The following is a 25,315-nucleotide window of genomic DNA, read 5'->3' on the forward strand; positions in this document are numbered from 1 at the left end:
GCTTTGATTACCAACTCTTCATTTGAGTTTGCCTTCCCGGGCCCATAAAAGATGACTGTAAAAGTCTTGTTGAAATATCCCGGGAAGGAAACGCTTCATGCTGGAAGCCAGAGCCGAATTGAAAACCGAAAGCGGCAGCAAATATCTTGTGCAACTGTTCAAGCATTTCGCTCACAAGATCGAGGTGACCTATAACGAGGCACATGGTGAGTGCCAGTTTGACTTCGGTGCGGCAAAACTGGATGCAGAGCCTGAAAAATTGATGATCTTCGTTTCCGCACCCGATGCCGAGAAACTGGACCGCGCGAAATCGGTTGTCGAAAGTCACCTGCTTCGGTTCGCGTTTCGTGAGAAGGTCGAAAGCCTGAGCTGGCAGTAAAAACTGCAAAAGGCGGCTGCTGTTGCGGTCGCAACTTTTTGCCGCTATAAACATGAATATTGAACTCATGTTTATAGCGCGTAATCGCGCCTGTCGGGATAGAGACGCGATGGCATTCCGCGTTCGCATGGAAAATGAAATCGAGGGTTTTGCCGTTGTCGGCGGGCCGCGCTCGCGCATGTGGAACGGTATTGTCGCCGATCTCTGGGACGTTCGCTGCGCACCCCGCGCAGGCGGTCGTTATGTTGGCAAAGACCCGCGCTTCGTTTTCTTGCTGGATATGAATGGGAAGGACGACAGCCGGTTCATGATGAACCGCTGCCGCCGTGACAGCTATACGGCGTCACACGCCAACAGGATTTCTTTCGTTCCTGCCGATGTGGACGTCTATGGGGAGCTGAAGGACGTTTCCTTTGTGCGCCATCTCGATCTGCATTTCGATGCCGGATTGCTGGGGACGCGATTGTCCCAAGGGTTTGACCCGGAGGCGCTGCTCGATCCGCACCTGATGTTCGAAGACGAGCGCTTGCTGACGCTCGCCCGGCTTATCGCGGCCGAGTGTGACAATCCCGATCCGTTGCATGATCTCTACGGCGAAAGCCTGGTGTTGGCCCTGTTGACGGATTTTCTCAAGGTGAAACGCGAACCTGCCAGAAAGCGCAGCAAACTCGCTGCCTGGCAGCTCAGGGCCGCCACCGATCATATTCGCGAAAACTGCCTTCGCTCCATTCGTCTTGAGGAACTGGCGGAACTGACCAACCTGTCACAATCGCATTTCAGCCACGCCTTCAAGGCATCGACCGGCTTGCCGCCGCACCAGTGGCAAATGCAGGCGCGTATCGATCGTGTCAAAGAGTTGATGGCAAAGGCGGAGATGCCGCTGACCGACATCGCCGTTGTCGCGGGGTTCGCGGATCAAGCGCATTTTTCACGCGTATTCCGCAAGATGGTTGGCGTTTCCCCATCAGCCTGGCAGCGAAGCCGCCAGTAGGCGCCGATAAAAAAAGCCGGAACGATTTCCGGACACATGGGTTTACCAGACGTGACACCAGAGAGGAAAAATCGAAAGGAGTTACGTCATGTTGCATAACGAACCCCGCGCCGGACAGGACCCCTATGTCAAGGATACGCCGAGCCTTATCGCGAGCGATAAGGTGGAAGGCACCCGCGTTTACGGTGCCGACGGCAAACATATCGGTTCCATTCAGCGCGTCATTCTCGAAAAGCATGGCGGGCGCGTCGCTTACGCGGTCCTCAGCTTCGGTGGCTTCCTGGGAATTGGCGATGACTACTATCCGCTCCCGTGGGAAAAGCTCCACTACGATGAAGAGCTTGATGGCTACCGCATCGATCTGACCAAAGAGCAGATTGAAAACGCACCGCATTTTGCTGAGCTCGACGATGCAGCGCTTCTGAATGCCAAGGACCGTAAGGTCTACGACTACTACGGCGTTTCGCCATACTGGATGTAGTGGTTACGGCAGATCGTCGGATACATGAAGAAAACGGCCCGAATGGGCCGTTTTTTATGGGTTGTCTTCTCATCAATGGGTCTTGTTTTGAACTTCAGACACCGCATCGGTGAAACATCTGCGGGCTTCCTCTGGAGACTTGCGTCCATCGAGCGCAGCTCTGCAGGCGCTTCGCGCTTTTACGAAGCTGAGCCCGCGTGTATTCGGCCAGCGCTCCGTCAGTAGTGCCAGTGCTTCCAGCGGACCAACAACCGTATTCTTGCCGCAAGCCTCAAGGTTGACTTCAACGGGTTCTGTCCATCTTTCGTTCTTCATCGTGCACCTCCCAGAGCAACGCGACACCGAAATTCATTCACAGCAACCAAAAAAGGGAACGCCGCCTTCAAGCGGGCTCCTCTTTTTAAGAATATTCGCAACTGCGCGAATTGACAACGATGTCTAGCGAAATCCGAAAAACGACAATATCGCCAGCACGATGACGACGAGACCGACGATGTAAATGATCTGGTTCATGGCGTATCTCCCTTGATGCTGACTAGTAACGTGCAGGATCAAAGGATGTTCCCGGAAAGGCATAAGTCATCACTTTCTCGCGCAGGGGAACGCGAGAAAGAGAGAGGCAGTTAAATGCTCATTTTCTCAGGATCACCCAGATCGCGTGGATGATGCCCGGCACATAGCCGCAGATCGTCAGAAGAATGTTAATCCAGAAATGCACGCCAAGGCCCACCTGGAGAAAGACGCCAACGGGTGGCAGGAGAATGGCGATAAGAATTCGAATAACGTCCACGATAAACCTTTCATGTGAGCGCGTTTAACGATCAACGCATGCAGGTCATATGTGGTTTCACAGGTCTGCGAAGCAATAACGCGTAACTTGAAACAATGGAATTCTGGGGGGAGGAAGAAATGGTGCCGCTTACGTGACTCGAACACGTGACCCCATCATTACGAATGATGTGCTCTACCGACTGAGCTAAAGCGGCCCGACTTGCAATCCGAAATGTCTCGGATCAGCGTCATGGCGGGCTGATACAGGCAATGCTTACGGATTTCAAGTCTTGAATGCACGAGTTTTGAAAAATCCGCAAAAGCCTTGCCTGTTCCGATGTTTAAATGGCGAGCTTTCAGGCTATCGCGCAAAGGCGCTGGCGGGCGGCATGGTATTCGCCGACCAGTCGGTCAACGAGACCTGAGACGGGTTCGATGGCCCTAACGGCGCCAATGCCCTGTCCCGCACCCCATATATCCTTCCAGGCCTTGGCGCCCCCAGTGGCCGTTTCGAAGTCCATTTTCGAGGGATCGGCTTCCGGCAGGTTGTCCGGGTCCATGCCCGCCGCGACGATCGAGGGTTTCAGATAGTTGCCGTGAACGCCCGTGAAGTAATTCGAATAAACGATGTCGTTGGCGTGGGCCTCGACGATTGCCTGTTTGTAGGCATCGGAAGCGCGCGCTTCCTGCGTGGCGATAAAGGGTGAGCCGATATAGGCCATATCTGCCCCCATCGCCTGCGCGGCGAGGATGGAGCCGCCGTTGGCGATCGCGCCGGCCAGCAACAATGGTCCGTCGAACCAGGTGCGGATTTCCTGCACAAGTGCGAAGGGCGAAAGCGTACCCGCATGCCCGCCAGCACCAGCCGCAACCGCAATCAGGCCGTCTGCACCTTTGCGAATGGCGGATCGGGCGTGCCGGTCATTGATGACATCATGCAGCACGATGCCACCATAAGAATGCACAGCCGCGTTGACCTCTGGCACTGCCCCAAGCGAGGAAATCACGATAGGCACCTTGTATTTGACGCACAGACCGAGATCGTGCTCCAGACGCCGGTTCGACATGTGAACGATCTGATTGACCGCGAAGGGGGCTGCGGGTCGATCCGGATTGGCCTTGTTATGGGCAGCCAGTTCCTCGGTGATCATGGCCAGCCATTCGTCGAGCTGGCTTTCCGGCCGGGCATTGAGGGCCGGAAACGCGCCGATGATACCCGCCTTGCATTGCGCCAGCGTCAGTTGCGGATGTGAAATGATGAAAAGCGGCGAGGCAATGACCGGAAGACGCAGATTGTCTTTCAGTACGGACGGTAACATATTTCCTCCCATGAATTACGTTTACGCGCACGTAAGCATTATCGCGCTCGATCAGGGAATGAAAGCGAAAACACAAACGGCATGGTGATTGTCGAACATCTGCGGTCACCACGCCACAATGAACGGTTTTTCCCATTCCCTTTCGACCTTTATCCCAAAGGGTGCTTGCGGATGCGACACTTAGACGTTACCGAATCCTGAATAGAATGGCGCAATGCCGCAAATTTTTGCAAGGCAGCAGAACAAGGATCGGGCGTGAGCGGACTCGAAACGGCAATCAGAAATGCTCTGGAGAAATCGGACAGATCGAACGCCGAAGTTCGTGCGCGGATTTATCAGTCCTCAAGGCAGGCACTTGAGGCAGGTTTGCGCAAGCAGGGCATAGACGACCCGCAGGTGGTAGCCCAGCAGCGCCAGCGCCTGGAAACGCTTATCCATGTGATCGAAAACGAAGAGCGCAATCGCCTTCTCGATGCTGTTGAACGGCAATTGAAGCCTCAGCCGCATGATCATGATAATGCAGCGCATGCCAAGCCGGCCGATCAAGAGCAGCACGACGAGATTTCGGTTGAGCCGGAACTGCGCGGCGAAACGCGGGATGCCACACCTGTTGCTCCGCATGCGGAGACGCTCCGGGCGGAACCGCGAACGGCAGCATCTCCGGTGAAAAACACGCGCAAGGGCGATGGTTCGCTTGCCTTTCGGCCAGAGGGTGCTGTACCGCGCAAGAAACGGCGTGGATTTTTTACGAAATTTTTCGTGATGGTGACGCTCCTTGCCTTTGTCGGCATGGGCGCGTGGTGGGTATATTCTTCCGGTCTGCTGTTGTCGCCGGAGCAGCGGGATACGAGTGTGCCCAACCCGCCGGCAGAAGTTCAGTCGGAAGATTTTACCGGCACGGAACCGGCGCCAAGTCTTTCCGCGGGTCGTGGTTTTTCAGATGACTGGGTTGAATTGTTCAACGCAGAGCGCGGTGCTGCCGGCATTCAGGCAGGCAGCAGGGCCGGTATCGAAAGTATCGCCACGCCTGCAGGCAAGGCGGTACGCGTGACATCCAGATCCACGTCGCAGGACGGCAGTGTCAGCGTCGAGGTTCCAGTCGAGGTGCTGAGAGATATGGCGGGCAAGTCCTCGACTATATCGATCACCATGCAATCGTCCACCGACCGGCAGACCCAGGTCTCCATTGTTTGCGATTTCGCAACCTTGGGCGATTGTTCGCGTCACCGCTTCACGGCAACGGCAGAGCGGGCCGACATGCTGTTGAATGCGACCTTCGAACGGTCTCTGGCCCCCAACGCACCGGGACGTATCTTCATCAACAGCGACATCGACGGCAATGGCCGGTCGATCAACGTCTACTCGGTCCGTATTCTGCCAGGTCAATAAGAGAAAAGCGCCGAACGGCGCTCTTTCGCTTTGCAAGCTTGGCTATTTCAGAAAGCCCGGTCCTGATCCGAGGATTTTGCCGTCGATCTCGCCGATCGCTTTTTTATCTTTGCCGTCATAATCAAGCGCGCTCAGAATATGACGGATGAGATTGACGCGGGCCCGCCGTTTGTCGTTGGCCCGTACCACGGTCCAGGGCGCGACATCCGTGTGGGTCTTTTCCAGCATCTCGTCGCGTTTGGCCGTGTAATCATCCCATTTTGTCAGCGCGGCAATATCCATGTCTGACAGTTTCCAGCACTTCAGCGGGCTGTGCCGGCGATCATGAAAACGGTCGAGCTGTGTTTCGCGGCCGATGTCGAGCCAGAATTTGAACAGATAGATCCCCTCATGGGCGAGCATCTTTTCCATCCGTGGCGTTTCCTTCAGGAACCGCTTGTACTCATCCGGCGTGCAAAAGCCCATCACCGGTTCGACACCGGCGCGGTTGTACCAGGATCTGTCGAAGAGAACGAGTTCACCAGCCGTCGGGAAGTGCGAGATGTAACGCTGGAAGTACCATTGCCCACGTTCTGTTTCCGTGGGTTTTGGCAGCGCAACCACGCGCGCATAGCGCGGATTGAGGTAGGAGCGGGTGGCGAAGATCGCCCCGCCTTTTCCGGCCGCATCACGTCCTTCAAAAACGGAGAGAATGCGTTTGCCGGTCGCCTGTAACCAGAACTGAACCTTGACGAGTTCTATCTGTAGCGCTTCGAGCGTCTCATCGTATTCGTCCTGCTTCATCTTCTTGTCGTAAGGGAAGCCGCCAGATGAAAGCTTTTTGCTCTCCACCCAATCCGGGAGGACGGGATTGTCGATATCGAAGACGCGTGTCTTTCCGTCAATCGTCAGTTCGACCGACCGATCTTTCACTTCTGTTCCCATGCTCGCTCCCTTCATCGCACTATGAATGCTTTGTCCGGCAATGAGTTCACATTCGCACACGGAATTCAAGCGCGGGGAGCGGGATATGTTGCCGGCTTAATTTCGTGGATATAGGCTGTGAAACACGTGTCGTGATGAATATCTGTCATAAAGCTGGCATATGAGATTTCGATTGCGTCGTTGAGCGAGAATCGGAAAGCAGGCGAAAATGGCATCTATGGAAGGTGAGGAGAGGGGCGGGCATTTGTGGTGGAAGTTGCGCCATAGCTGGATGCCGATCCTTATCGTCACGATGCTTGCCATCGTCGCCCTTTTTGAGCTGCATTCGCCATATCTGCCTGCCGCATTGTGGCTTGGCGCCGTCATTGCCATCCTGCTTGTCGCTAAAAGCAAAAAGCGCGACCTTGTCATCGAAGAGGAAGCCCCTGTTGTCGAAGAGCGGGAAGAGGTCGGTGAAAATGTCATTGCCGGTGTAAGGGCGGGTTTGGCCGTTCTCGATACGCCCATTTTTATTTTGGACAAGAACACGGCTATCCTGTTTCAGAACGGGGCTGCGGAACGGGCTTTCGGTGCTTTGCCTGTTGGCGCGCATATTTCGGCAAGACTCCGCTCACCTGGTCTGCTTGACGCCATCCGCGAAACCGTGGCGACCGGTCAGCCGAACCAGATCGAACATTTCGAGCGGCTGCCGTCCGAACGGGTTTTCATCGCACGGATTGCCGTTGCCGATGTGCAAAAGGGTGTTGGGCCTGTATTCTACATACTCTCGTTCCGCGATGTCTCGGAACTGCGTCGCATCGACCGGATGCGCAGTGATTTTGTCGCCAATGCGAGCCATGAGTTGCGCACCCCGCTGGCTTCTCTGCGCGGTTTCATCGAAACCATGCAAGGCCCGGCGCGCAATGATCCCAAGGCCCAGGAACGCTTCCTTGCGATCATGCTGGATCAGTCCACCAGAATGGCCAGATTGGTGGACGACCTCATGTCGTTGTCGCGGCTTGAATTGCGCGCCAACATCGCCCCCGATCAGAAGGTCGATCTCGTGTCCGTCATCGGCCATGTCAGGGACGCACTCTTGCCTCTGGCGAAAGATCTCGACATGACCATCAATCTGCACCTGCCGGACCATCCGGTTGAGGTGGATGGTGACCGTGACGAGTTGGTGCAGGTTTTCCAGAACCTCGTTGAAAACGCTTGTAAATATGGTCAGGAAGGCAAAATTGTCGATGTCTGGTTGCGTGCCGAGCCGGGAAGCCCGGTCGAGGTAAGCGTTGTCGACAAGGGGCCGGGCATTCCGGCTGAGCATGTCCCGCGACTGACCGAGCGTTTTTATCGCGTCAGCGTTGCTGACAGCCGCTCGAAAAAGGGGACCGGGCTGGGGCTTGCCATCGTTAAGCATATTCTTACTCGCCACCGTGCCCGCCTCATTATCAAGTCCGAGCTGGACGTCGGAACCGACTTTACCGTCAGATTCTGACATAAAAGACGCCGCGATTGTTGGTGTATTCAGGAAAATCATTAAAATTCAAAGATATAGTTTGTCACAAATCTTTTATGCAAATGACATAAAAGGATGTGGCTACGGTGGTTAAGAAGAGGTCGCCGAGCGCAAGCTACGAGCGAATGCCGCTATCGGCTGCGTCCACAAACAAGCCCACGATGGGAGAGACAAATGAATATCGTTAAATTTTCCGCAGCAGCCCTGGTGGCCTCTGTCGCCTTTGCTGGCGCCGCCGCTGCTCGCGACCAGATCCAGGTTGCTGGTTCTTCCACAGTTCTGCCCTACGCAAAGATCGTTGCTGAAACCTTCGCTGAGACCTTCCCGAACTTTAAGGCTCCGGTTGTTGAGTCTGGCGGCACGGGCGGCGGTCTCAAGGCATTCTGCTCGGGCGTTGGCGAAGGCACGATCGACATTGCCAATGCTTCGCGCGCCATCAAGGCTGACGAACTGGCTGCCTGCAAGGCTGCTGGCGTGACCGACGTCCAGGAAGTCAAGATCGGTTACGACGGCATCGTTTTCGCCATGGACAAGTCCAACCCGGACGTGAAGCTTGAGCCTAAGGACCTTTACCTCGGCCTCGCTGCGGAAGTTGTGAAGGACGGCAAGCTCGTTGCCAACCCTTACAAGAAGTGGTCTGAAATCAACAAGGAACTGCCGGATGTAGCGATCGCTGCTTACATCCCTGGCTCCAAGCACGGCACGCGCGAAGTCTTCGAAGAGAAGATCATGGCTGACGGCTGCAAGGAAGCTGGCGCAACCGACGTTATCAAGGGTCTGGTTTCCGACGCCAAGCAGGCTGCCGCCAAGTGCGTAGCTGTTCGTAAGGACGGCGCTGCTGTTGATATCGACGGCGACTACACCGAGACCCTCGCTCGCATCGACGCCAACAAGACCGGCCTCGGCGTATTTGGTCTGGCTTTCTACGAAAACAACGCTGACCGCCTCAAGGTTGCGACCGTAAGCGGTGTTGTTCCGTCGACCGAGACTGTTGCCAGCGGCAAGTACCCGGTTTCGCGCCCGCTGTTCTTCTACGTGAAGAAGGCTCACCTCGGCGTTATCCCTGGCCTCAAGGAATATGTTGAGTTCTTCGTTTCGGACGAGATGATCGGCCCTGACTCTCCGCTCGCCAACTACGGCCTGGTTGCAGCTCCGGACGCAGAGCGTGAAGAAATCCGCTCGAAGTTCGGCGCCGGCTCCACGATGTAATAAGGCCGAAGGGCGCGGCTTGTCCGCGCCCTTCGCTTCGTTTGTCCTCGGTTGACAGTTCCTATTCATCATTGCGTGCATGATTTCAGATGGATAGGACGTATCAACCTTGACGTCTGTCCGGCTTTCCTAGAGGGAGGCGGCAGGCTTTCAAAGGATGATCCAGCAGTCTCCTTTTTGATGACTTTAAATTTGCCCGATATCGCACCGTGCCTTTGAGGCACGCCGAGGGAACTCTAATGAACACATCCATTCTTTTGCTGGTACTGGCGCTGATCGGCATCGGCAGTTATCTGCTTGGCAGTCGCCGGGCCGTTGCGCTTTCTGGGGGGCGTCCCTCCAGCATGCATTCCCGTGCAGGCTATCACGGTTCTTACGCTGTCGTCTGGGCTGTTTTGCCCGCAGCGCTCATCCTCGCAGTCTGGCTTGTGATCAGCCCATTGGTGGTCACGTCAGCCGTGCGTGGCGGATTTCCTGAAGATGTGCGTGCGCAGCCTGAAGCGCAGCAGAGCCTGACCTATGGCATGGTAACGTCAATTGCACGTGGTCTGCAGAGATTGAACACCGAGGAGCTGGCGCAGGTCGAAGCGGATACTGCCGCTACCCGTCCGTTGCTGGCGTCCAAGGGCGTCGCGATTGCTGGCGACCCAGAGCGCTACATGATCGATGCCGCACACACACTCAATGGCATGACGTCGACCAGCCGGTTGGCGATGATCGTTGTGGTGCTGGCAGCAGCATTGGCTGGCGGCGCATATGCGCTTCGGTCCATCGCGCCGCGTTTCAGAGCGCGCAATCAGGTCGAGAAGGTCATCCTTGCCTCCTTGCTGGTTGCCTCTTCGATCGCCATCCTGACGACAATCGGCATCGTACTTTCGATGCTGACGGAAGCCATCCAGTTCTTCACCATGGTCCCGGCGCACGAATTTTTCTTCGGCACAGTCTGGGACCCGCGTTTCGCCGCAGCTGGTGCCACGGATAGTTCCGGTCAGTTCGGTCTGATCCCGCTGCTCGCAGGCACACTTTATATCGGCTTCGTCGCGATGCTTGTCGCCGTTCCGGTTGGCCTGTTCTCGGCAATCTACATGTCGGAATATGCCGGACCGAAGCTGCGTTCGGTCGCAAAGCCCTTGCTTGAGGTTCTCGCCGGCATTCCCACGATCGTCTACGGCTTTTTTGCCCTGACGACGGTCGGACCGTTCCTGCGCGATATTTCCGCACAGATCAACGGCCTTGCCACCGGCAACTACACGAACTTCATTCAGGCGCAAAGCGTTCTGACGGCCGGTTTCGTCATGGGCATCATGCTGATCCCTTACGTCTCGTCCCTGTCGGACGATATCATCACCGCCGTGCCGCGTTCGCTCCGTGATGGTTCGCTGGGGCTCGGTGCGACCCGCTCGGAGACGGTCAAGAAGGTTATTCTTCCGGCTGCTCTTCCAGGCATCGTCGGCGCGCTTCTGATGACGGCCTCTCGCGCCATCGGTGAAACCATGATCGTGGTTCTCGCCGCCGGTGTTGCTGCCCGCCTGCAGATCAATCCTCTTGAGCCGATGACCACTGTCACCGTGAAGATCGTCAGCCAGTTGACGGGTGACCTTGAGTTCACCTCGCCACAAACGCTGGTCGCCTTCGCGCTCGGCATCACGCTTTTTGCCATCACGCTATGCCTCAATATCTATGCGCTCTACATCGTGCGCAAATACCGGGAGCAGTATGAATGACCGACATCGTTTCTCCCGCAACCGGCGGTGCCACAAGTGCACCGGCCCGGCGTGATATCGGCATCAAGCGCCGTTATGCCGCAGAACGTCGCTTCCGTGCCTATGGAATGGCAGCGATTTCCTTCGGTCTGATCTTCCTGTTCCTGCTTCTTTGGTCGGTTGTCGGCAAGGGATACACGGCTTTTCAGCAGACGATGATCACTGTGCCGGTGGAATTCTCCGAGCAGATCATCGATCCCAAGAACGAGCGTGCGACCAATCCGGCGAAGCTCATGACCGCCAACTACCCAGTGATCGCCCGTGATGCGGTTGCCAAGGTTCTTGGAGTGGCACCGACGGACCGCACGGGTCTGCGTGCTGTCAACGCCATGATTTCTGACAGCGTCCGCACCCAGTTGCGTGACATTGTCACCGCTGATCCCTCGATCATCGGCACGACGCGGAATGTGACGCTGCTCGCTTCTGGCGATGTCGACAGCGCCTTCAAGGGTCAGGTTGACCTGACGGTGGATGAAAACAACCGCCGCGTTTCGAACCAGCAGCTTGGCTGGATGAACCAGCTCGTTGAGAGCGGCCAGCTTGCCAAACATTTCAACACGGGCATCTTCGTCAACGGCGCGTCGAGCCGTCCGGAAGCTGCCGGTGTCGGCGTGGCGCTGATCGGCTCTTTCTACATGATGATGATCGTTCTCGTGCTATCGTTGCCGATTGGCGTTGCAGCCTCGATCTATCTCGAAGAATTTGCACCGAAGAACCGCCTGACGGATCTTATCGAGGTGAACATCAACAACCTCGCGGCTGTTCCTTCGATCGTTTATGGTCTGCTTGGTCTTTCGGTCTTCATCAACTTCATGGGCTTTCCGCGCTCGGCCTCGTTGGTCGGCGGTCTCGTCCTGACATTGATGACGCTGCCAACCATCATTATCGCGACCCGCGCTGCCCTCAAGGCCGTGCCGCCGTCCATTCGCGCCGCTGCCCTTGGTCTTGGCGCGTCGAAGATGCAGACGATCTTCCACCACGTGCTGCCGCTTGCCATGCCTGGCATTCTGACCGGCACGATCATCGGCCTCGCACACGCCCTTGGCGAAACGGCGCCGCTGCTTTTGATCGGCATGGTGGCCTTCGTTGCGAACTACCCGACGACGCCGCTCGATCCTTCGACGGCACTGCCGGTACAGATTTACATGTGGGCGAACGAAGCAGAGCGTGCCTTTGTCGAAAGAACATCTGGCGCTATCATCATCCTGCTCCTGTTCCTCATCGTCATGAATGTTGGCGCAATCCTGTTGCGTCGCCGCTTCGAACGGCGCTGGTAAAGGGAGCTAGAAAGCTATGAACATGTTGTCGGAAGCAGCAGTTGAAAAGGCGCTGGACAAGAAAATGAATGAAGTTTCGTACAAGATGATTGGCAAGGACGTTTCGGTTTTCTACGGCGAAAAGCGTGCGCTTTACGACGTGAACCTGAATGTCCGCGAAAATACCGTTACTGCACTTATTGGTCCGTCCGGTTGCGGCAAATCCACCTTCCTGCGTACCCTGAACCGCATGAATGATACGATCGATGGCTGTAAGGTCACCGGCAAGATCACGCTCGATACCGATGATATCTACGATCCGGCAATCGACGTGGTGGAACTGCGTGCTCGTGTCGGCATGGTGTTCCAGAAGCCGAACCCGTTCCCGAAGTCGATCTACGAAAACATTGCTTACGGTCCGCGTATCCATGGCCTCGCCCGTAACAAGGCGGATATGGACCAGATCATCGAGTCCAGCCTGCAGAAGGCCGGTCTGTGGAATGAGGTCAAGGATCGCCTGCATGAATCCGGTACGGGTCTGTCCGGCGGTCAGCAGCAGCGCCTTTGCATCGCACGCGCAGTTGCCGTGTCCCCGGAAGTGATCCTCATGGACGAGCCTTGCTCGGCCCTCGACCCGATCGCTACCGCCAAGGTCGAGGAACTGATCCATGAGCTGCGTGCCAACTTCACGATCGTGATCGTGACCCACTCCATGCAGCAGGCCGCTCGCGTCTCGCAGCGCACCGCGATGTTCCATCTTGGCCATCTGGTCGAGGAGAACGAAACGGACAAGATGTTCACCAACCCGGATGACCAGCGCACGCAGGACTATATCATGGGCCGCTTCGGCTGATTGCCCGCTCAGCGCCTCAGAGAAACCGAACAAGTTTGGCGCCTCCGTTCTGCCACCCGCCATCGGCGGGTGAAAACGGAAGGCAAAGCCCAGGGACGAGATCATGACACAGACAACGACGCATTCGCATATCATGTCGGTTTACGACGACGAGTTGAAATTCCTCAGCCGCCGGATTGCCGAAATGGGCGGCCTGGCGGAGCAGATGTGCGCGGACGCCGTTCGCGCCCTTGTCAATTCCGATGCGGCATTGGCACAGAAAGTGATTTCCGACGACGCCATCCTTGACCATGCCGAGCGTGAGATCGGCGACAAGGCCATCGTCACCATCGCCAAGCGCCAGCCAATGGCTGCCGACCTGCGCGAAATCATCGGTACGCTGCGCATTGCGGCGGATCTGGAGCGCGTCGGCGATCTCGGCAAAAACACCGCCAAGCGCGTGATTGCCGTTGCGGGAACCGGTGTTCCACGCAAGCTGGCTCGCGGCCTCGAACATCTCTCCGAGCTTGCCCTGGTACAGCTCAAGGAAGTTCTCGATGTTTATTCGACACGTTCGGCTGAGAAGGCGCAGGCCATCCGCGAACGCGATGAAGAAATCGACGCGATGTACACCTCGCTCTTCCGCGAGCTGTTGACCTACATGATGGAAGATCCGCGCAACATCACGACCTGCACGCATCTTCTGTTCTGCGCCAAGAACATCGAACGTATCGGCGACCACGCGACCAATATCGCCGAGACGATCTACTACATGACCACCGGCAGCCAGCCGGAAGGTGAGCGTCCGAAGGACGATAGTTCCAACACTCTCGGTTCCGTGACCGAGTAACAGACCGGCAGACCTGCGGAGTTCAGTATGGTACCGAAGATTGCAGTTGTTGAAGATGAAGAGGCGCTGAGCGTTCTGCTTCGTTACAATCTTGAGGCTGAGGGTTACGACGTCGACACGATACCGCGTGGCGATGAGGCCGAGATCAGGTTGCAGGAGCGGGTTCCCGACCTCCTGATCCTGGACTGGATGTTGCCTGGCGTCTCCGGTATCGAACTGTGCCGCCGGTTGAGGATGCGGGCGGAAACCGAACGTTTGCCGATCATCATGCTGACAGCGCGTGGCGAAGAAAGCGAACGCGTTCGCGGTCTCGCCACAGGCGCGGATGACTATGTGGTGAAACCCTTCTCCACGCCGGAACTGATGGCACGCGTCAAGGCGATGCTGCGTCGCGCACGCCCGGAGGTTTTGTCGTCAGTCCTGAAATGCGGCGACATCGAACTGGATCGGGAAACACACCGCGTGCATCGCAAGACGCGTGAAGTGCGCCTGGGACCGACCGAGTTCCGTCTTCTGGAATTCCTGATGACGTCGCCGGGTCGTGTTTTCTCCCGTTCGCAGTTGCTGGATGGCGTCTGGGGTCACGATATCTATGTGGACGAACGGACCGTTGACGTCCACGTTGGCCGTCTGCGCAAGGCGCTCAATTTTTCGAACATGCAGGATGTCATCCGCACGGTACGTGGCGCCGGTTATTCCATGGAAGCGGCATAATCCAACATCAAATACCAGAAACGAAAAACGGGCCTTAAGGCCCGTTTTTTTATTCCGTGTTGTTCCACTTATGCCTTGCGGCGTTCGCTGACAGGCTGGTAGGCGAGCTTCGCGTGGAACTTGCAGTAGGGCGAAGATTCCAGGGCTTCGCAGCCACAGAAATGGAAGTCGTCCTTCAGCGGGTCGCCAACCGGCCACTTGCAGGTGCGCTCGGTCAATTCCGTCAGCGTCAGGCGGCGCGAGGCCGGCGTAACGATATCGCGCGAAGGAACGTATTCGAGCACCTGAGCTGTCTCGATATCCATCTCTTCGTGAAGGGCTGTCGCAACGCTGGCGCGTGCCACGGTCCGAACCGGCGTGGTGTTGACGCGGGCGGTGTAGGTTGCCGTACGAGGTGCCGCTGGTGCCGTACGCTTCGGTGCAGAGCGCGCCGATGTTACTGTTCCGCCAGCCTTGGCGCGGCCCGGAAGATTGAGACGGTGAACCTTGCCGATAACGGCGTTACGGCTTACACCACCCAACTGTGCCGCTATCTGGCTGGCACTGAGGCCCTCGGACCAAAGTTTCTTGAGTTTTTCGACTCGTTCATCCGTCCAGTTCATGCCGCTTCTCCGCTCGTCGCGTCTATTTCGGCAGAATCCTTCTCCATCTCGCGAGCGCACTCCGAGTGTCAATTCCGCCGGATTTTTGGTGACTAGTTCCGCCGCAATGCAGTCTAGTAATTGACGATTAACCTAGTGTGAGGCTGACTCCGTGGCAAGAGTCGCGGGAATCATCTGGAATCGATTTTCCGGTTTTCCCCAACTTGCTGTTCAGGAGAGTCCGAAAGGCAACACCTTGTGGTTCGGTCACGTGTTCCCACTATGACTTGGGAACGCCGGAAAATGAGGACTTTTGTTGACATCGGCAGTTGAAGTGACAATAGTGCCCCAGCCGCCGCAAGGCGGCATTTTTGATTTTCAGGCAAGGGATAACCTTGTCCACCTATTGACAACGATATGAAAGCGCATTTGCGCAAGGAGTGATGCAGCCATGGCCGAAGCCAACGCGCCATTGTTTGATACGTTTTCAAGAGCGCCGCTGCGTTTCGAACGCGGTGAGGGCGTCTGGCTGTTCACGGAAAGCGGCGAGCGATATCTCGATTTTGCGGCCGGTGTTGCTGTCAATTCTTTGGGCCATGCCCATCCGCATCTTGTCGAGGCTATCAAGACGCAGGCTGAAAAGGTCTGGCACGTTTCCAACCTTTATGAAGTGCCCGGACAGGAAAAGCTCGCAAAGCGCCTGACCGAAGCAACATTTGCTGACAAGGTGTTCTTCACCAACTCCGGTGCTGAGGCGCTGGAATGTGCCATCAAGACTGCACGCCGTTATCACTACTCCAAGGGCCACCCGGAAAAGTTCCGCATCGTCACCTTTGAGGGTGCGTTCCACGGCCGTACGCTGGCAACAATCGCTGCGGGCGGGCAGCAGAAATATCTCGAAGGTTTCGGCCCCAAGGTTGAAGGTTTCGATCAGGTGCCGTTCGGTGATCTCGAGGCCTTGAAAGCCGTTGTCACCAATGAGACGGCAGCCCTGCTGATCGAACCGATCCAGGGCGAGGGCGGCATTCGCGCGCCCAGCAAGGAATTCCTGCAGACGCTTCGTGATCTGTGCAACGAACACGGCATGCTGCTGATCTTTGATGAGGTTCAGACGGGTGTTGGACGTACCGGCAAACTGTTTGCCTACGAGTGGACTGGCGTTGCGCCTGACATCATGGCTGTTGCAAAGGGTATTGGGGGCGGCTTCCCGCTCGGCGCTTGCCTTGCGACGGCTGATGCGGCTTCCGGCATGACCGCAGGCGTGCACGGCACGACCTATGGCGGCAATCCGCTCGCCATGGCCGTCGGCAATGCCGTACTGGACGTTGTTCTTGCAGACGGCTTCCTTGAAAGAGTGCGTGATGTCGCGCTGGTGTTCCGTCAGGGGCTTGCTTCGCTCAAGGATCGCTTCCCCGACGTGATCGAGGAAATCCGTGGCGAAGGTTTGCTTCTCGGCATCAAGGCGCGCGTACCATCAGGCGAATTGCTGCAGGCGATGCGCGCAGAGCATCTGCTCGGCGTGCCTGCAGGCGACAACGTGGTGCGCCTTCTGCCGCCGCTTGTCACCACGGCGGAAGAAGCGCGCGAGGGTCTTTCGCGTATCGAAACGGCTGCCGCCTCTCTGACAGCGGCAAAGCAGGCGAAGATCGCCTGACAAGGGTTAAGGCGGACCTGCTTTGACAGGTCCGCAAGCATTGGGACAGGGTAGCATGGCTTCACCAAAACATTTTCTCGACCTCTCTGCCGTCGGCTCAGAGGATTTGCGGACAATTCTCGACGATGCGCGGGTGCGCAAGATCGCCACGAAAAACGGTACGGCAGAAAAGCCGCTTGCCGGCAAAATGCTGGCGATGATTTTCGAAAAGCCTTCTACCCGAACCCGTGTTTCCTTTGACGTCGGCATGCGCCAGCTCGGCGGCGAAACGCTTTTCCTCTCCGGTACCGAGATGCAGCTTGGCCGCGCCGAGACCATCGGCGACACTGCCAAGGTGTTGTCGCGTTATGTGGACGCGATCATGATCCGCACCACGGATCACACCCGCCTGCTCGAACTTGCTGAACACGCAACCGTGCCTGTCATCAACGGCCTCACAGATGACACCCATCCCTGCCAGATCATGGCGGATATCCTGACGTTCGAAGAACATCGCGGTCCGGTGAAGGGCAAGACGATTGCCTGGACAGGCGACGGCAACAATGTGCTGCATTCCTTCGTGGAAGGCTCCGCACGCTTTGGCTACCGGATGAACATGGCCGTGCCGATGGGCTCGGAACCGCACGACAAGTTCCTGAACTGGGCCCGCAACAATGGTGGTGACATAATGCTCTGCCACGATGCCGACAAGGCCGTTGCCGGTGCGGATTGCGTGGTCACCGATACCTGGGTCTCGATGAACCAGGAACACAAGGCGCGCGGCCACAACATCTTCCAGCCCTATCAGGTCAATGAAGCCCTGATGGCAAAGGCCGACAAGGATGCAGTCTTCATGCATTGCCTGCCGGCTCACCGTGGTGAGGAAGTGACCGACGCAGTCATCGACGGATCGCAATCGGTCGTTTTCGATGAAGCAGAAAACCGCCTGCATGCGCAGAAGTCCGTCATTGCATGGTGCATGGGCGTCATCTGACGTTCTCCGCACCGCTTGCATGCGGCATCCAGCAGGTTCTTGAACTTTGCTGCGCCTATAACCATCTGAGGGACTTCAAACGGCTCGCCGGATATTACTGGCGGGCCATCGTCACGTTTTGCACGATTTTGTCTGGCAGTGGTTTCTCTCTCCGGCAACGTGTGCGACAAGCAAAAAAACGAAAGTCGGAACGCCGGGCATTGTCCGGTTGCGGCGCATTTGGCTGCGCCAAGGAGTATGGATATGGCAGACGCAACAGTTGAACTGGATGATCTCGATTTTGCCGGCGACGATAAGGTCGTGCCGTTTCAGGTCGAAGGTCTGGACGTGCGCGGTCGCGCCGTTCAGGTGGGGCCGCTGCTGAATGCTATTCTTGAGCGCCATAATTACCCCGAGCCGGTTGCCCGCTTGTTGGCAGAGGCGACGGTCCTGACGGCCTTGATCGGCACCTCGCTGAAGTTTTCCGGCAAGCTGACGGTTCAGACGAAGGGTGATGGCCCCGTCGATCTGCTTGTCGCGGATTTCTCTGCGCCTGAGAGCATGCGCGCCTATGCGCGGTTTGATGATGAGCGACTGGCGGAAGCCACGGCTGCTGGCGCAACCTCGCCGGAGCAGTTGCTGGGAACGGGCATTCTGGCCTTCACCATCGATCAGGGTGCGGGCATGCAGCCTTATCAGGGCATCGTGCCGCTCGACGGTTCTTCGCTTGAAGAGATTGCCGGTGTCTATTTCCGTCAGTCGGAACAGCTTCCCACACGGGTGCGGCTCGGTGTGGCGGAGTTCTTTGACCGTGATGCCAACGGCAAGCCACGCCACGGCTGGCGGGCAGGGGGCGTGATTGCCCAGTTCCTGCCGCAGGCCCCGGAACGGCTTCGCTCGCGTGATCTTCATGGCGGTGATGGCGACGAGAACGGTCATGGTCATGTCGAAGACGATGCATGGACGGAAGCGGTGACCTTGCTGGATACGGTGGACACCGACGAGCTCACCGACCCGCAGGTGCCGGTTGAGCGACTGTTGTACCGTCTTTTCCATGAGCGCGGCGTGCGCATCTACGAACCGCAATCGGTCGTCGATCGCTGCAATTGTTCTCGCGAAAAGATCAAGGGTGTGTTGAGCGGCTTTACGGCGGAGGAGATTGAGGTAAGCCAGGAAGACGGTGCGATTGCCGTGACCTGCGAGTTCTGCTCCACCACCTATCGGTACGACGTCAGCGAACTCGAAAACGCCTGACAAAGACAGCAAAGCCGCACCGGTCCTCTGGTGCGGCTTTTTTCAAATCTTAGTTCAGCACACGCAGAAGTCCTGGCGAATCCAGCGAAAACGCAGGTATCGTTACAGTGAACACTTCGCCGCTGTCTGCTTCCATTTCATAATGGCCAAACATCAGTCCCGATGGTGTGTCCAGCGGACAACCGGATGAATATTCGTAGGTGTCGCCCGGTTTCAGATGCGGCTTTTCACCAACGACGCCAGGTCCGTAGACCTCATCCACCTGTCCATTCTGATCGGTAATGTGCCAGTATCGGTTCACGAGCGTCACTGACAGGTCTGAGTTGTTGGAGATCACGACTTTGTAACCCCAAACATAGCGGTCGTCATCCGGATCGGATTGTTCTTCGAGATAATACGGATCAACCGTCACCTCGATGTCCCTTGTCAGAGCACGGTACATACGCGCCACCTCGAATATTATGCCTTGTGCCTGCATCCTACACTATAGGAGCTGCTTATCGTTAAGAAAATGAACGACTTGCGGAGGTCTTGGTGCTCCAGCCGCTCGGGTTTCGTCCATTAGGGATAACGATAAAGGTAAATTTCGGTTGCCCGAACCAGGCAGTTAAAATCTGAAACCCAATATGTGGACCCTGGCCTGACGTTGCCGCCGGGCCAGGGCAGGGGCTTAGGCGGAGACCGCTTCGAGAGCTTTCGCGAAGTCTTCCAGCAGATCGTCGGTGTCCTCGATGCCGCAGGAAAGACGCAGCGTGCCGCCGGAAATGCCGAGTTCAGCGCGCGCCTCATCGGTCAGGTTCTTGTGCGTCGTTGTGCCCGGATGCGTGATCAGGCTCTTTGCATCGCCGAGATTGTTGGAAATCTTGACGACCCCCAGCGCGTTCTGCAGTGCGAAGGCCGCATCCTTGCCGCCCTTCAGTTCAAACGCCACCAGCGTCGAGCCGCCGGTCATCTGCTTTGCAATGATGTCAGCTTGCGGGTGATCGGCACGGCCTGGATAGATGACCTTCGCAACCTTGCTGTTCCCAGCCAGGAAATCGGCGATCTTGCCTGCATTCGCCGTCTGTTGGCGTACGCGCAGCGGCAGGGTTTCGATACCCTTCAGCAGCGTCCAGGCGTTAAACGGCGACATCGCCGGGCCTGTATGGCGGAAGTAATCCTGCAGTTCCTCTTCGATCCACTTCTTGTCGGAAAGGATGACGCCGCCGAGGCAGCGGCCCTGGCCGTCAATGTGCTTCGTCGCGGAATAGACAACGATATGTGCGCCGAGTTCCAGCGGCTTCTGGAAAAGCGGTGTGGCAAATACGTTGTCGACGACAACCTTCGCGCCAATCTGGTTGGCAAGCTTGGCAACACCGGCGATGTCGACCACCTCAAGTGTCGGGTTGGTCGGGCTTTCGAGGAAGAACAGCTTGGTGTTCGGCTGGATCGCCTGTTCCCAGTTGGCCAGATCGCGGCCGTCGATCAGGGTGCACTCGATGCCGTATTTCGGGGCAAGTGTTTCCACCACCCAGCGGCACGAACCAAACAGTGCGCGCGCTGCAACGATATGATCGCCGGCGCGAAGCTGGCACATGATTGCTGCGGTGACGGCAGCCATGCCGGAGGCAAGCGCGCGGGCGTCTTCGGCACCTTCCAGCAGGCACATGCGCTTTTCGAACATGTCGTTGGTCGGGCTTGCGTAACGTGCGTAGATGAAGCCGTCAGTCTCACCCTTGAAGCGTGCTTCCGCAGCCTCGGAGTTTTCATAGACGAAACCCTGCGTCAGATAGATCGCCTCAGACGTCTCACCGTACGGGGAGCGTAGCGTACCGCCGTGAACCAGTTGGGTTGCCGGGCGCCATTTATTGCTCATGTGATCACCTTCAAAACAAAAAAACCGGCCGCAAAAGCAGACCGGTTACAAGCACCCGGTCTTTTTAGCCACTTGTTTAACGTGGCTGCAAGCCGACCGGCCAAATCACCACGGGATAAGCTTGCCTTACTGCCGTTACTGGCTTGCGTCAATGCTTTCCTTTTGGTTTTGTCGCCACAAAAGGGATGATGAAAATGACGAGAACGACAGGCATACTGGCAGATGGCGCAATCAAGGCATTGTTTGCCAGCGGTAAGCTGAAAAGCGAAGCGCCTCTGGATGCCGATCAGGTGCAGCCTGCCAGTCTCGATCTCAGATTGGGTTCGAAGGCTTATCGCGTTCGCGCCAGCTTCATGCCTGGCCCCGGCACACCGGTACTCGACAAGCTTAATCGCCTGAGATTGCACGAAGTCGACCTCAGTGAGGGGGCGGTACTGGAAACCGGCTGCGTCTATATCGTTCCCCTGATGGAGAGCCTCGCTTTGCCTGCCGACATGTCGGCATCGGCCAATCCGAAAAGTTCGACAGGCCGTCTCGATATCTTCACGCGCGTCATCACCGACAATGCGCAGGAATTCGACAAGATCCCGGCTGGCTACACTGGCCCTCTCTACCTCGAAATCAGCCCGCGCACGTTCCCGATCGTCGTGCGCCGCGGTTCGCGCCTGTCGCAGATCCGCTTCCGCATGGGGCAGTCCCTGCTCAACGAAAGCGAATTGCTCGGCCTTCATGCCGCAGAAACGCTGGTTGCCAGTGAAACCCCGAATGTTACGGGTGGCGGTATCGCGCTTTCCATCGACCTCAAAGGTTTCGGGGATGATGGCCTGATCGGTTATCGCGGCAAACACCATACCGCGGTTATCGATGTCGACAAGAAAGCCCAGCACGACGTTCTGGATTTCTGGGAGCCGCTTTATGCACGTGGCCGTGCCGAACTGATCCTTGACCCCGATGAATTCTACATTCTCGTGTCACGCGAAGCAGTGCATGTGCCGCCGCTTTTCGCGGCAGAAATGACACCGTTCGATCCCCTGGTCGGCGAATTCCGCGTTCACTATGCCGGCTTCTTCGATCCGGGCTTTGGTCATGCACAGGCGGGCGGCACGGGTAGCCGCGCCGTTCTGGAAGTGCGCAGCCATGAAGTCCCGTTCATTCTTGAACATGGCCAGATTGTTGGACGCCTTGTCTATGAACATATGCTGGAGAAGCCGGAAGGCCTCTACGGTTCCGGCCTCGGCTCGAACTATCAGGCACAGGGCCTGAAGCTCTCCAAGCATTTCCGGGCCGCCTAAATAGATCCAGTACCGCTTGACAGTTTTTACGAACTGTCGGAATTGTTGTGCAGCAGGCGGGTGTAGCTCAATGGTAGAGCAGCAGCTTCCCAAGCTGAATACGAGGGTTCGATTCCCTTCACCCGCTCCAATTTTGGTTCTGTAGAGTTCCACTGAATTCTGCAAGCCATTGAAAACAGGGCCGAAAGGCCCTTTTTCATTCCAGTGACGTCCACTGGAAACCGCCAACATCCGGGACTTTTAAGTCCATTTTTAAGTCCATGAATACGGATGAGGCGCTTTCCGGATTGTTGCTGGAGGAGCGAGGCCAACGAGACAAGCATCTAGTCCTGACTCATAGTTCAGGAGCTGGAGCATGGCACTCTCAGATATGGCCGCCCGGAACGCCAAGGCGACCGGCAAGGCTTACACCGTCAGCGATATCGACGGCCTCTCCCTCGCGGTCTCTCCGACCGGAGGCAAGACCTGGCACTACCGCTACTACTGGGCCGGCAAGCAGAAACGCATGTCACTGGGCACGTATCCGGAGGTTGGCCTTCGGGAAGCGCGCGCTCTTCGCGATGCGGCTCGCGCGTTGCTGGCCAAGGGCATCAATCCCCGAGCGGATCGCAAACAGAAGCGCCAGGCTGTCCGTCTGGCCGACGAACACACCTTCCAGGCCGTGTTCGACAAGTGGGTCGAGCACCGCAGGCTCGTCCTCAAGGAAGGGCGTCAGAGCACTCTGACGCAGATCCTTCGCATCTTTAAAAAAGACATCCTGCCCACACTCGGGAAACGCCCCATCTACGAAATTCAGCGTCCGGACCTTCTGGAGGTCGTAGCCAGGATTGAGCGTCGGAAGGCGCTCAGCGTGGCGGAGAAGGTGCGTACCTGGTTCAGGCAGATGTTCCGATACGCGCTGATCATCGTGCCTGGCCTGCCGCAGAACCCGGCGTTCGATCTGGATGTGGTGGCGTTGCCGATGCCGCCCGTTCGTCACAACCCGTTCCTGCGAATGGATGAGTTGCCGGCAATGCTGTCACGGCTGAGAAAGTACCATGGTCGGCTTCAGACACAGCTGGGGCTTCGACTGCTGCTCCTGACCGGCGTGCGTACGGGGGAGCTTCGGCTGGCGACACCTGATCAGTTTCATCTCGATCAGGGTCTATGGATCATCCCCCCGGAGGTTGTGAAACAGTTGCAGCTTGAGATGCGCAAGGAGGGCAAGCGGCCCGGCGACATTCCTCCCTACATCGTTCCTCTGTCGGCACAGGCCATGGAGATCGTTCAGCACATGCTGGAGCAGTTCAAACCTGCTCAGCGCTACCTGTTCTCACATGGCTGGGACCTGAAGAAGCGCATCAGCGAGAACACACTCAATCAGGCTCTCAAGCGCATGGGCTATACGGATCAATTGACGGGGCATGGCATTCGGGCGACGATTTCGACTGCACTGAATGAAATCGGCTATCCGAAAGTCTGGGTGGACGCGCAGCTTTCGCATTCAGATCCTGACAAGGTGAGTGCCGCCTACAACCATGCGGAATACGTGGAGCAGCGCCGACGCATGATGCAGGATTGGGCTGACCGGCTCGATCTGTTCGAACAGCATCAGGTGGAGGCCGCGAGCATGCACCTGACCGTCCATCTGGAAGGTGTTCCGGAGGTTCCTGATGAAGTTCCAGAGGGGGCGGAGGTCGCCATTGCACCTGCCCCTATCGTGTTGGTCTCGAAGCCTGGAGCCGGCATGCCTGCGCTGCCGGACACGGTGCATCGACTGTCCGCGATCACGGGGCCGCGTACACCACCGGTCTTGTCGGAAAGCCAGCGCGAGCAACTGGAGCGGTTGGATATCTTCAATTCGCCACACCTGCTTTCTGCGGCCGATTTTGCAAAAATGGCTGGCAAGTCGCGGCGGTGGATCAGCTACGAGATCAGCGGACGCAAGATGTTGGCGCTGAGCCTCGGCAACCTCGGTCAGCGCGTCCCGGATTGGCACTTCACGCCCCTCAGGCACAAGCTGATACAGGCGGTTCTCAAGTTCGCGCGTGATGCGGACTCGTGGGAGATCTACCGCGCGCTTTCCGGGCCGCACGATGACTTCAAGGGGCTTGCCCCTATCGAAGCGGTGACCGCAGAGAACCTGCACGAAGTCGTTATGGCGGTGTGTTTTTCGCTGAAGGACAGCCAGGCGATGCTTCGGCTGGCGTAGTGGCCTGCTGGCAACGCCGTGTTGAGGCCTGGCGGGCTGCGCTCAAAGTCAGGCCATTTAAGAACTTGCGGCGGTCAACTAAGTGATACCGACTGATCGAGCTTGCGCGCTCGCTCGATCAGCCGTTCGGTGAATGGTGAAGGCGCGTTTTGAGCGCGTAGCAAATACGTGCTCAGATCGTTCGGCGATCCCGCCAGCGGCCGCATCACGATGCCAAGCTTTCGTGCCGTATCGATGCGTGATTTTCCCGCGAAGCCGATTCCGTAGCCCGCAGCGACCAGAACGGCCATCAGTTCGAAAGATTTCGCGTGGTCGACCACGTTGAGTTTCGACGTGGCCGAGCTCAACAATTCCATGATCTGATGGCTAAGGGGCTCACAGTGCTCTGCTGACCAAAGCACCAGGGGGTACTGCACGGCCTTTTCCAGCGTGATTTCTGGGAACTCCAGCAGCGGTGAGAGCGCTGGAACCGCCACGGCAATCTCATCATGCCACAGCAGCTCGTTTTGCAGCTCGGCCTCAGCGGGCGGTGCGACAGCAAATCCAAGATCGTAACGACCATCCTTCACCCCGCTGACCTGCTCGGAAAACAAAGTCTCGGTAAGGCATATCGCCGTGCCGGGCTCCTCTGCGCGCTGCTTCGCCAAGAGGTGCGTCAATGTTGCGGTGAAGGCTCCGAAGGAGACGGCGATCCGTACCGATTCAGGGGGTTGCTGGCATTGCATGGCTGGCTCTCCTGTAAAGAAGGATGCGGTAGACAATGCCAGATAATAGCAGTCCGCGTTTAATTAAACGTGGTTTAATTTATGCTCTTATTTCACGCTTTTGTAGATGCAAAAGCGTGAAATAAGGCGAGGCCGGCCTACAGGCAGTACAAGTTTTGAGGCGGAGCCGGCCAAGGCGTTTGGCATGGCGGTAAAGGCGTTGAGGACGGAGCGCGGAACGGCCCAGGAGGCACTGGGAAACATGGCCGGAATCGAACGGGCGCACATGGGCAGAATCGAGCGGGGTGAGCACATGCCCACCCTGGCGCTGATCCTGCGCATTGCAGATGCGCTGGAATGCAGCGCGGCTCTGCTTATCGAAGAGACAGAGAAGTACCTGAAGCTTGTTCGCGCAGGCGTCATGGCGAATGAAGAACAGGCCGATCGCGTTTGATG

Annotated in this window: 25 protein-coding genes, 2 tRNA genes and 1 riboswitch; of the genes, 18 read left to right on the forward strand and 9 right to left on the reverse strand. The window is 57.2% G+C overall.

Annotated features, from left to right (window positions below):
• Positions 1-97: 97 nt before the first annotated feature.
• The 3 genes from FY156_00385 (at position 98) to FY156_00395 (ending at position 1,851) form a co-directional block, all read left to right on the forward strand.
• Entirely contained in the window at positions 98-379 is a 282-nt protein-coding gene (locus FY156_00385) for a DUF2218 domain-containing protein (GenBank protein ID UXS00054.1), read from the forward strand.
• Positions 380-488: 109 nt separating this feature from the next.
• Positions 489-1,370 (forward strand): helix-turn-helix transcriptional regulator, encoded by an 882-nt coding sequence (locus tag FY156_00390; GenBank protein ID UXS00055.1) that lies wholly within the window; start codon positions 489-491, stop codon positions 1,368-1,370.
• An 88-nt stretch (positions 1,371-1,458) separates the two neighbouring features.
• Positions 1,459-1,851 carry a PRC-barrel domain containing protein gene (locus tag FY156_00395; protein ID UXS00056.1) on the forward strand — a complete coding sequence of 131 codons (393 nt, stop codon included), beginning with the start codon at positions 1,459-1,461 and terminating at the stop codon, positions 1,849-1,851.
• Positions 1,852-1,923: 72 nt separating this feature from the next.
• Here FY156_00395 and FY156_00400 read toward each other — a convergent pair whose 3' ends face one another.
• From FY156_00400 to FY156_00415, 4 genes are all read right to left on the reverse strand, one after another.
• Positions 1,924-2,166 carry a DUF982 domain-containing protein gene (locus FY156_00400; protein ID UXS00057.1) on the reverse strand — a complete coding sequence of 81 codons (243 nt, stop codon included), beginning with the start codon at positions 2,164-2,166 and terminating at the stop codon, positions 1,924-1,926.
• A 316-nt stretch (positions 2,167-2,482) separates the two neighbouring features.
• Positions 2,483-2,641: a YqaE/Pmp3 family membrane protein gene (locus FY156_00405; protein UXS00058.1), complete on the reverse strand. Its 159-nt coding sequence runs from the start codon at positions 2,639-2,641 to the stop codon at positions 2,483-2,485.
• Positions 2,642-2,761: 120 nt separating this feature from the next.
• A tRNA-Thr gene (locus tag FY156_00410) sits at positions 2,762-2,837 on the reverse strand.
• A gap of 141 nt (positions 2,838-2,978) precedes the next feature.
• Entirely contained in the window at positions 2,979-3,941 is a 963-nt protein-coding gene (locus FY156_00415; protein ID UXS00059.1) for a nitronate monooxygenase, read from the reverse strand.
• A 255-nt stretch (positions 3,942-4,196) separates the two neighbouring features.
• Between FY156_00415 and FY156_00420 the strand changes: the two genes are divergently transcribed.
• A complete protein-coding gene (locus FY156_00420) occupies positions 4,197-5,330 on the forward strand; it encodes a hypothetical protein (GenBank protein ID UXS00060.1) in 1,134 nt (377 codons plus the stop codon).
• A 42-nt stretch (positions 5,331-5,372) separates the two neighbouring features.
• Here FY156_00420 and ppk2 read toward each other — a convergent pair whose 3' ends face one another.
• Positions 5,373-6,254: a polyphosphate kinase 2 gene (ppk2, locus tag FY156_00425; GenBank protein ID UXS00061.1), complete on the reverse strand. Its 882-nt coding sequence runs from the start codon at positions 6,252-6,254 to the stop codon at positions 5,373-5,375.
• Between the two features lie 208 nt (positions 6,255-6,462).
• On the opposite strand from ppk2, the gene phoR reads away from it, so the two are divergent.
• From phoR to phoB, 7 genes are all read left to right on the forward strand, one after another.
• Positions 6,463-7,731 (forward strand): phosphate regulon sensor histidine kinase PhoR, encoded by a 1,269-nt coding sequence (phoR, locus tag FY156_00430; protein UXS00062.1) that lies wholly within the window; start codon positions 6,463-6,465, stop codon positions 7,729-7,731.
• Positions 7,732-7,926: 195 nt separating this feature from the next.
• A complete protein-coding gene (locus FY156_00435; protein UXS00063.1) occupies positions 7,927-8,961 on the forward strand; it encodes a phosphonate ABC transporter substrate-binding protein in 1,035 nt (344 codons plus the stop codon).
• 239 nt (positions 8,962-9,200) lie between these two features.
• Positions 9,201-10,685: a phosphate ABC transporter permease subunit PstC gene (gene pstC / locus FY156_00440; protein UXS00064.1), complete on the forward strand. Its 1,485-nt coding sequence runs from the start codon at positions 9,201-9,203 to the stop codon at positions 10,683-10,685.
• Entirely contained in the window at positions 10,682-12,001 is a 1,320-nt protein-coding gene (pstA, locus tag FY156_00445; GenBank protein UXS00065.1) for a phosphate ABC transporter permease PstA, read from the forward strand. Before pstC ends, pstA begins: the two co-directional genes overlap by 4 nt.
• Before the next feature lie 16 nt (positions 12,002-12,017).
• Positions 12,018-12,833 carry a phosphate ABC transporter ATP-binding protein gene (locus FY156_00450; GenBank protein ID UXS00066.1) on the forward strand — a complete coding sequence of 272 codons (816 nt, stop codon included), beginning with the start codon at positions 12,018-12,020 and terminating at the stop codon, positions 12,831-12,833.
• A gap of 103 nt (positions 12,834-12,936) precedes the next feature.
• Positions 12,937-13,662 carry a phosphate signaling complex protein PhoU gene (gene phoU / locus FY156_00455; protein ID UXS00067.1) on the forward strand — a complete coding sequence of 242 codons (726 nt, stop codon included), beginning with the start codon at positions 12,937-12,939 and terminating at the stop codon, positions 13,660-13,662.
• A 27-nt stretch (positions 13,663-13,689) separates the two neighbouring features.
• On the forward strand, positions 13,690-14,376 hold the full coding sequence (phoB, locus tag FY156_00460; GenBank protein UXS00068.1) for a phosphate regulon transcriptional regulatory protein PhoB: 687 nt from the start codon (positions 13,690-13,692) through the stop codon (positions 14,374-14,376).
• A gap of 68 nt (positions 14,377-14,444) precedes the next feature.
• On the opposite strand, the gene FY156_00465 is transcribed toward phoB, so the two are convergent.
• On the reverse strand, positions 14,445-14,978 hold the full coding sequence (locus FY156_00465) for a GcrA cell cycle regulator (GenBank protein ID UXS00069.1): 534 nt from the start codon (positions 14,976-14,978) through the stop codon (positions 14,445-14,447).
• A 430-nt stretch (positions 14,979-15,408) separates the two neighbouring features.
• Between FY156_00465 and FY156_00470 the strand changes: the two genes are divergently transcribed.
• The 3 genes from FY156_00470 to FY156_00480 all read left to right on the forward strand — a co-directional run bounded on the left by FY156_00470 (position 15,409) and on the right by FY156_00480 (position 18,817).
• A complete protein-coding gene (locus FY156_00470; GenBank protein ID UXS00070.1) occupies positions 15,409-16,611 on the forward strand; it encodes an aspartate aminotransferase family protein in 1,203 nt (400 codons plus the stop codon).
• Positions 16,612-16,666: 55 nt separating this feature from the next.
• Positions 16,667-17,584, forward strand: coding sequence for an ornithine carbamoyltransferase (argF, locus tag FY156_00475; GenBank protein UXS00071.1), 918 nt, complete (start codon positions 16,667-16,669; stop codon positions 17,582-17,584).
• Positions 17,585-17,827: 243 nt separating this feature from the next.
• Complete coding sequence (locus tag FY156_00480; GenBank protein UXS00072.1) at positions 17,828-18,817, forward strand: Hsp33 family molecular chaperone; 990 nt, start codon at positions 17,828-17,830, stop codon at positions 18,815-18,817.
• A gap of 49 nt (positions 18,818-18,866) precedes the next feature.
• Here FY156_00480 and apaG read toward each other — a convergent pair whose 3' ends face one another.
• Positions 18,867-19,259, reverse strand: a complete 393-nt coding sequence (gene apaG, locus FY156_00485) for a Co2+/Mg2+ efflux protein ApaG (protein UXS00073.1) — start codon at positions 19,257-19,259, stop codon at positions 18,867-18,869.
• Between the two features lie 228 nt (positions 19,260-19,487).
• On the reverse strand, positions 19,488-20,672 hold the full coding sequence (locus FY156_00490; GenBank protein UXS00074.1) for an O-succinylhomoserine sulfhydrylase: 1,185 nt from the start codon (positions 20,670-20,672) through the stop codon (positions 19,488-19,490).
• Between the two features lie 43 nt (positions 20,673-20,715).
• A riboswitch (SAM riboswitch) is annotated at positions 20,716-20,794 on the reverse strand.
• Between the two features lie 72 nt (positions 20,795-20,866).
• On the opposite strand from FY156_00490, the gene FY156_00495 reads away from it, so the two are divergent.
• The 3 genes from FY156_00495 to FY156_00505 all read left to right on the forward strand — a co-directional run bounded on the left by FY156_00495 (position 20,867) and on the right by FY156_00505 (position 24,155).
• Positions 20,867-21,964 carry a 2'-deoxycytidine 5'-triphosphate deaminase gene (locus tag FY156_00495; GenBank protein ID UXS00075.1) on the forward strand — a complete coding sequence of 366 codons (1,098 nt, stop codon included), beginning with the start codon at positions 20,867-20,869 and terminating at the stop codon, positions 21,962-21,964.
• 56 nt (positions 21,965-22,020) lie between these two features.
• Positions 22,021-22,094 (forward strand) — tRNA-Gly (locus FY156_00500).
• A 225-nt stretch (positions 22,095-22,319) separates the two neighbouring features.
• Positions 22,320-24,155 carry a tyrosine-type recombinase/integrase gene (locus tag FY156_00505; protein UXS00076.1) on the forward strand — a complete coding sequence of 612 codons (1,836 nt, stop codon included), beginning with the start codon at positions 22,320-22,322 and terminating at the stop codon, positions 24,153-24,155.
• Between the two features lie 74 nt (positions 24,156-24,229).
• On the opposite strand, the gene FY156_00510 is transcribed toward FY156_00505, so the two are convergent.
• Complete coding sequence (locus FY156_00510) at positions 24,230-24,880, reverse strand: LysR family substrate-binding domain-containing protein (protein UXS00077.1); 651 nt, start codon at positions 24,878-24,880, stop codon at positions 24,230-24,232.
• A gap of 106 nt (positions 24,881-24,986) precedes the next feature.
• Between FY156_00510 and FY156_00515 the strand changes: the two genes are divergently transcribed.
• Entirely contained in the window at positions 24,987-25,313 is a 327-nt protein-coding gene (locus tag FY156_00515; protein ID UXS00078.1) for a helix-turn-helix transcriptional regulator, read from the forward strand.
• Positions 25,314-25,315 lie beyond the last annotated feature (2 nt).

This window comes from Agrobacterium tumefaciens, assembly GCA_025559845.1.
Lineage (GTDB): Bacteria > Pseudomonadota > Alphaproteobacteria > Rhizobiales > Rhizobiaceae > Agrobacterium.

Excerpts from the sequence above, each read along its gene's own strand:
- pstC (UXS00064.1), top strand. The coding sequence starts at position 9,201 with ATGAACACATCCATTCTTTTGCTGGTACTGGCGCTGATCGGCATCGGC.
- FY156_00400 (UXS00057.1), bottom strand. The coding sequence starts at position 2,166 with ATGAAGAACGAAAGATGGACAGAACCCGTTGAAGTCAACCTTGAGGCT.
- FY156_00515 (UXS00078.1), top strand. The coding sequence starts at position 24,987 with ATGCAAAAGCGTGAAATAAGGCGAGGCCGGCCTACAGGCAGTACAAGT.
- FY156_00395 (UXS00056.1), top strand. The coding sequence starts at position 1,459 with ATGTTGCATAACGAACCCCGCGCCGGACAGGACCCCTATGTCAAGGAT.
- FY156_00385 (UXS00054.1), top strand. The coding sequence starts at position 98 with ATGCTGGAAGCCAGAGCCGAATTGAAAACCGAAAGCGGCAGCAAATAT.
- FY156_00435 (UXS00063.1), top strand. The coding sequence starts at position 7,927 with ATGAATATCGTTAAATTTTCCGCAGCAGCCCTGGTGGCCTCTGTCGCC.
- apaG (UXS00073.1), bottom strand. The coding sequence starts at position 19,259 with ATGTACCGTGCTCTGACAAGGGACATCGAGGTGACGGTTGATCCGTAT.
- FY156_00495 (UXS00075.1), top strand. The coding sequence starts at position 20,867 with ATGACGAGAACGACAGGCATACTGGCAGATGGCGCAATCAAGGCATTG.
- FY156_00390 (UXS00055.1), top strand. The coding sequence starts at position 489 with ATGGCATTCCGCGTTCGCATGGAAAATGAAATCGAGGGTTTTGCCGTT.
- argF (UXS00071.1), top strand. The coding sequence starts at position 16,667 with ATGGCTTCACCAAAACATTTTCTCGACCTCTCTGCCGTCGGCTCAGAG.
- FY156_00480 (UXS00072.1), top strand. The coding sequence starts at position 17,828 with ATGGCAGACGCAACAGTTGAACTGGATGATCTCGATTTTGCCGGCGAC.
- FY156_00465 (UXS00069.1), bottom strand. The coding sequence starts at position 14,978 with ATGAACTGGACGGATGAACGAGTCGAAAAACTCAAGAAACTTTGGTCC.
- FY156_00415 (UXS00059.1), bottom strand. The coding sequence starts at position 3,941 with ATGTTACCGTCCGTACTGAAAGACAATCTGCGTCTTCCGGTCATTGCC.
- FY156_00450 (UXS00066.1), top strand. The coding sequence starts at position 12,018 with ATGAACATGTTGTCGGAAGCAGCAGTTGAAAAGGCGCTGGACAAGAAA.
- FY156_00510 (UXS00077.1), bottom strand. The coding sequence starts at position 24,880 with ATGCAATGCCAGCAACCCCCTGAATCGGTACGGATCGCCGTCTCCTTC.
- FY156_00470 (UXS00070.1), top strand. The coding sequence starts at position 15,409 with ATGGCCGAAGCCAACGCGCCATTGTTTGATACGTTTTCAAGAGCGCCG.
- FY156_00505 (UXS00076.1), top strand. The coding sequence starts at position 22,320 with ATGGCACTCTCAGATATGGCCGCCCGGAACGCCAAGGCGACCGGCAAG.
- ppk2 (UXS00061.1), bottom strand. The coding sequence starts at position 6,254 with ATGGGAACAGAAGTGAAAGATCGGTCGGTCGAACTGACGATTGACGGA.
- phoR (UXS00062.1), top strand. The coding sequence starts at position 6,463 with ATGGCATCTATGGAAGGTGAGGAGAGGGGCGGGCATTTGTGGTGGAAG.
- phoB (UXS00068.1), top strand. The coding sequence starts at position 13,690 with ATGGTACCGAAGATTGCAGTTGTTGAAGATGAAGAGGCGCTGAGCGTT.
- pstA (UXS00065.1), top strand. The coding sequence starts at position 10,682 with ATGACCGACATCGTTTCTCCCGCAACCGGCGGTGCCACAAGTGCACCG.
- phoU (UXS00067.1), top strand. The coding sequence starts at position 12,937 with ATGACACAGACAACGACGCATTCGCATATCATGTCGGTTTACGACGAC.
- FY156_00490 (UXS00074.1), bottom strand. The coding sequence starts at position 20,672 with ATGAGCAATAAATGGCGCCCGGCAACCCAACTGGTTCACGGCGGTACG.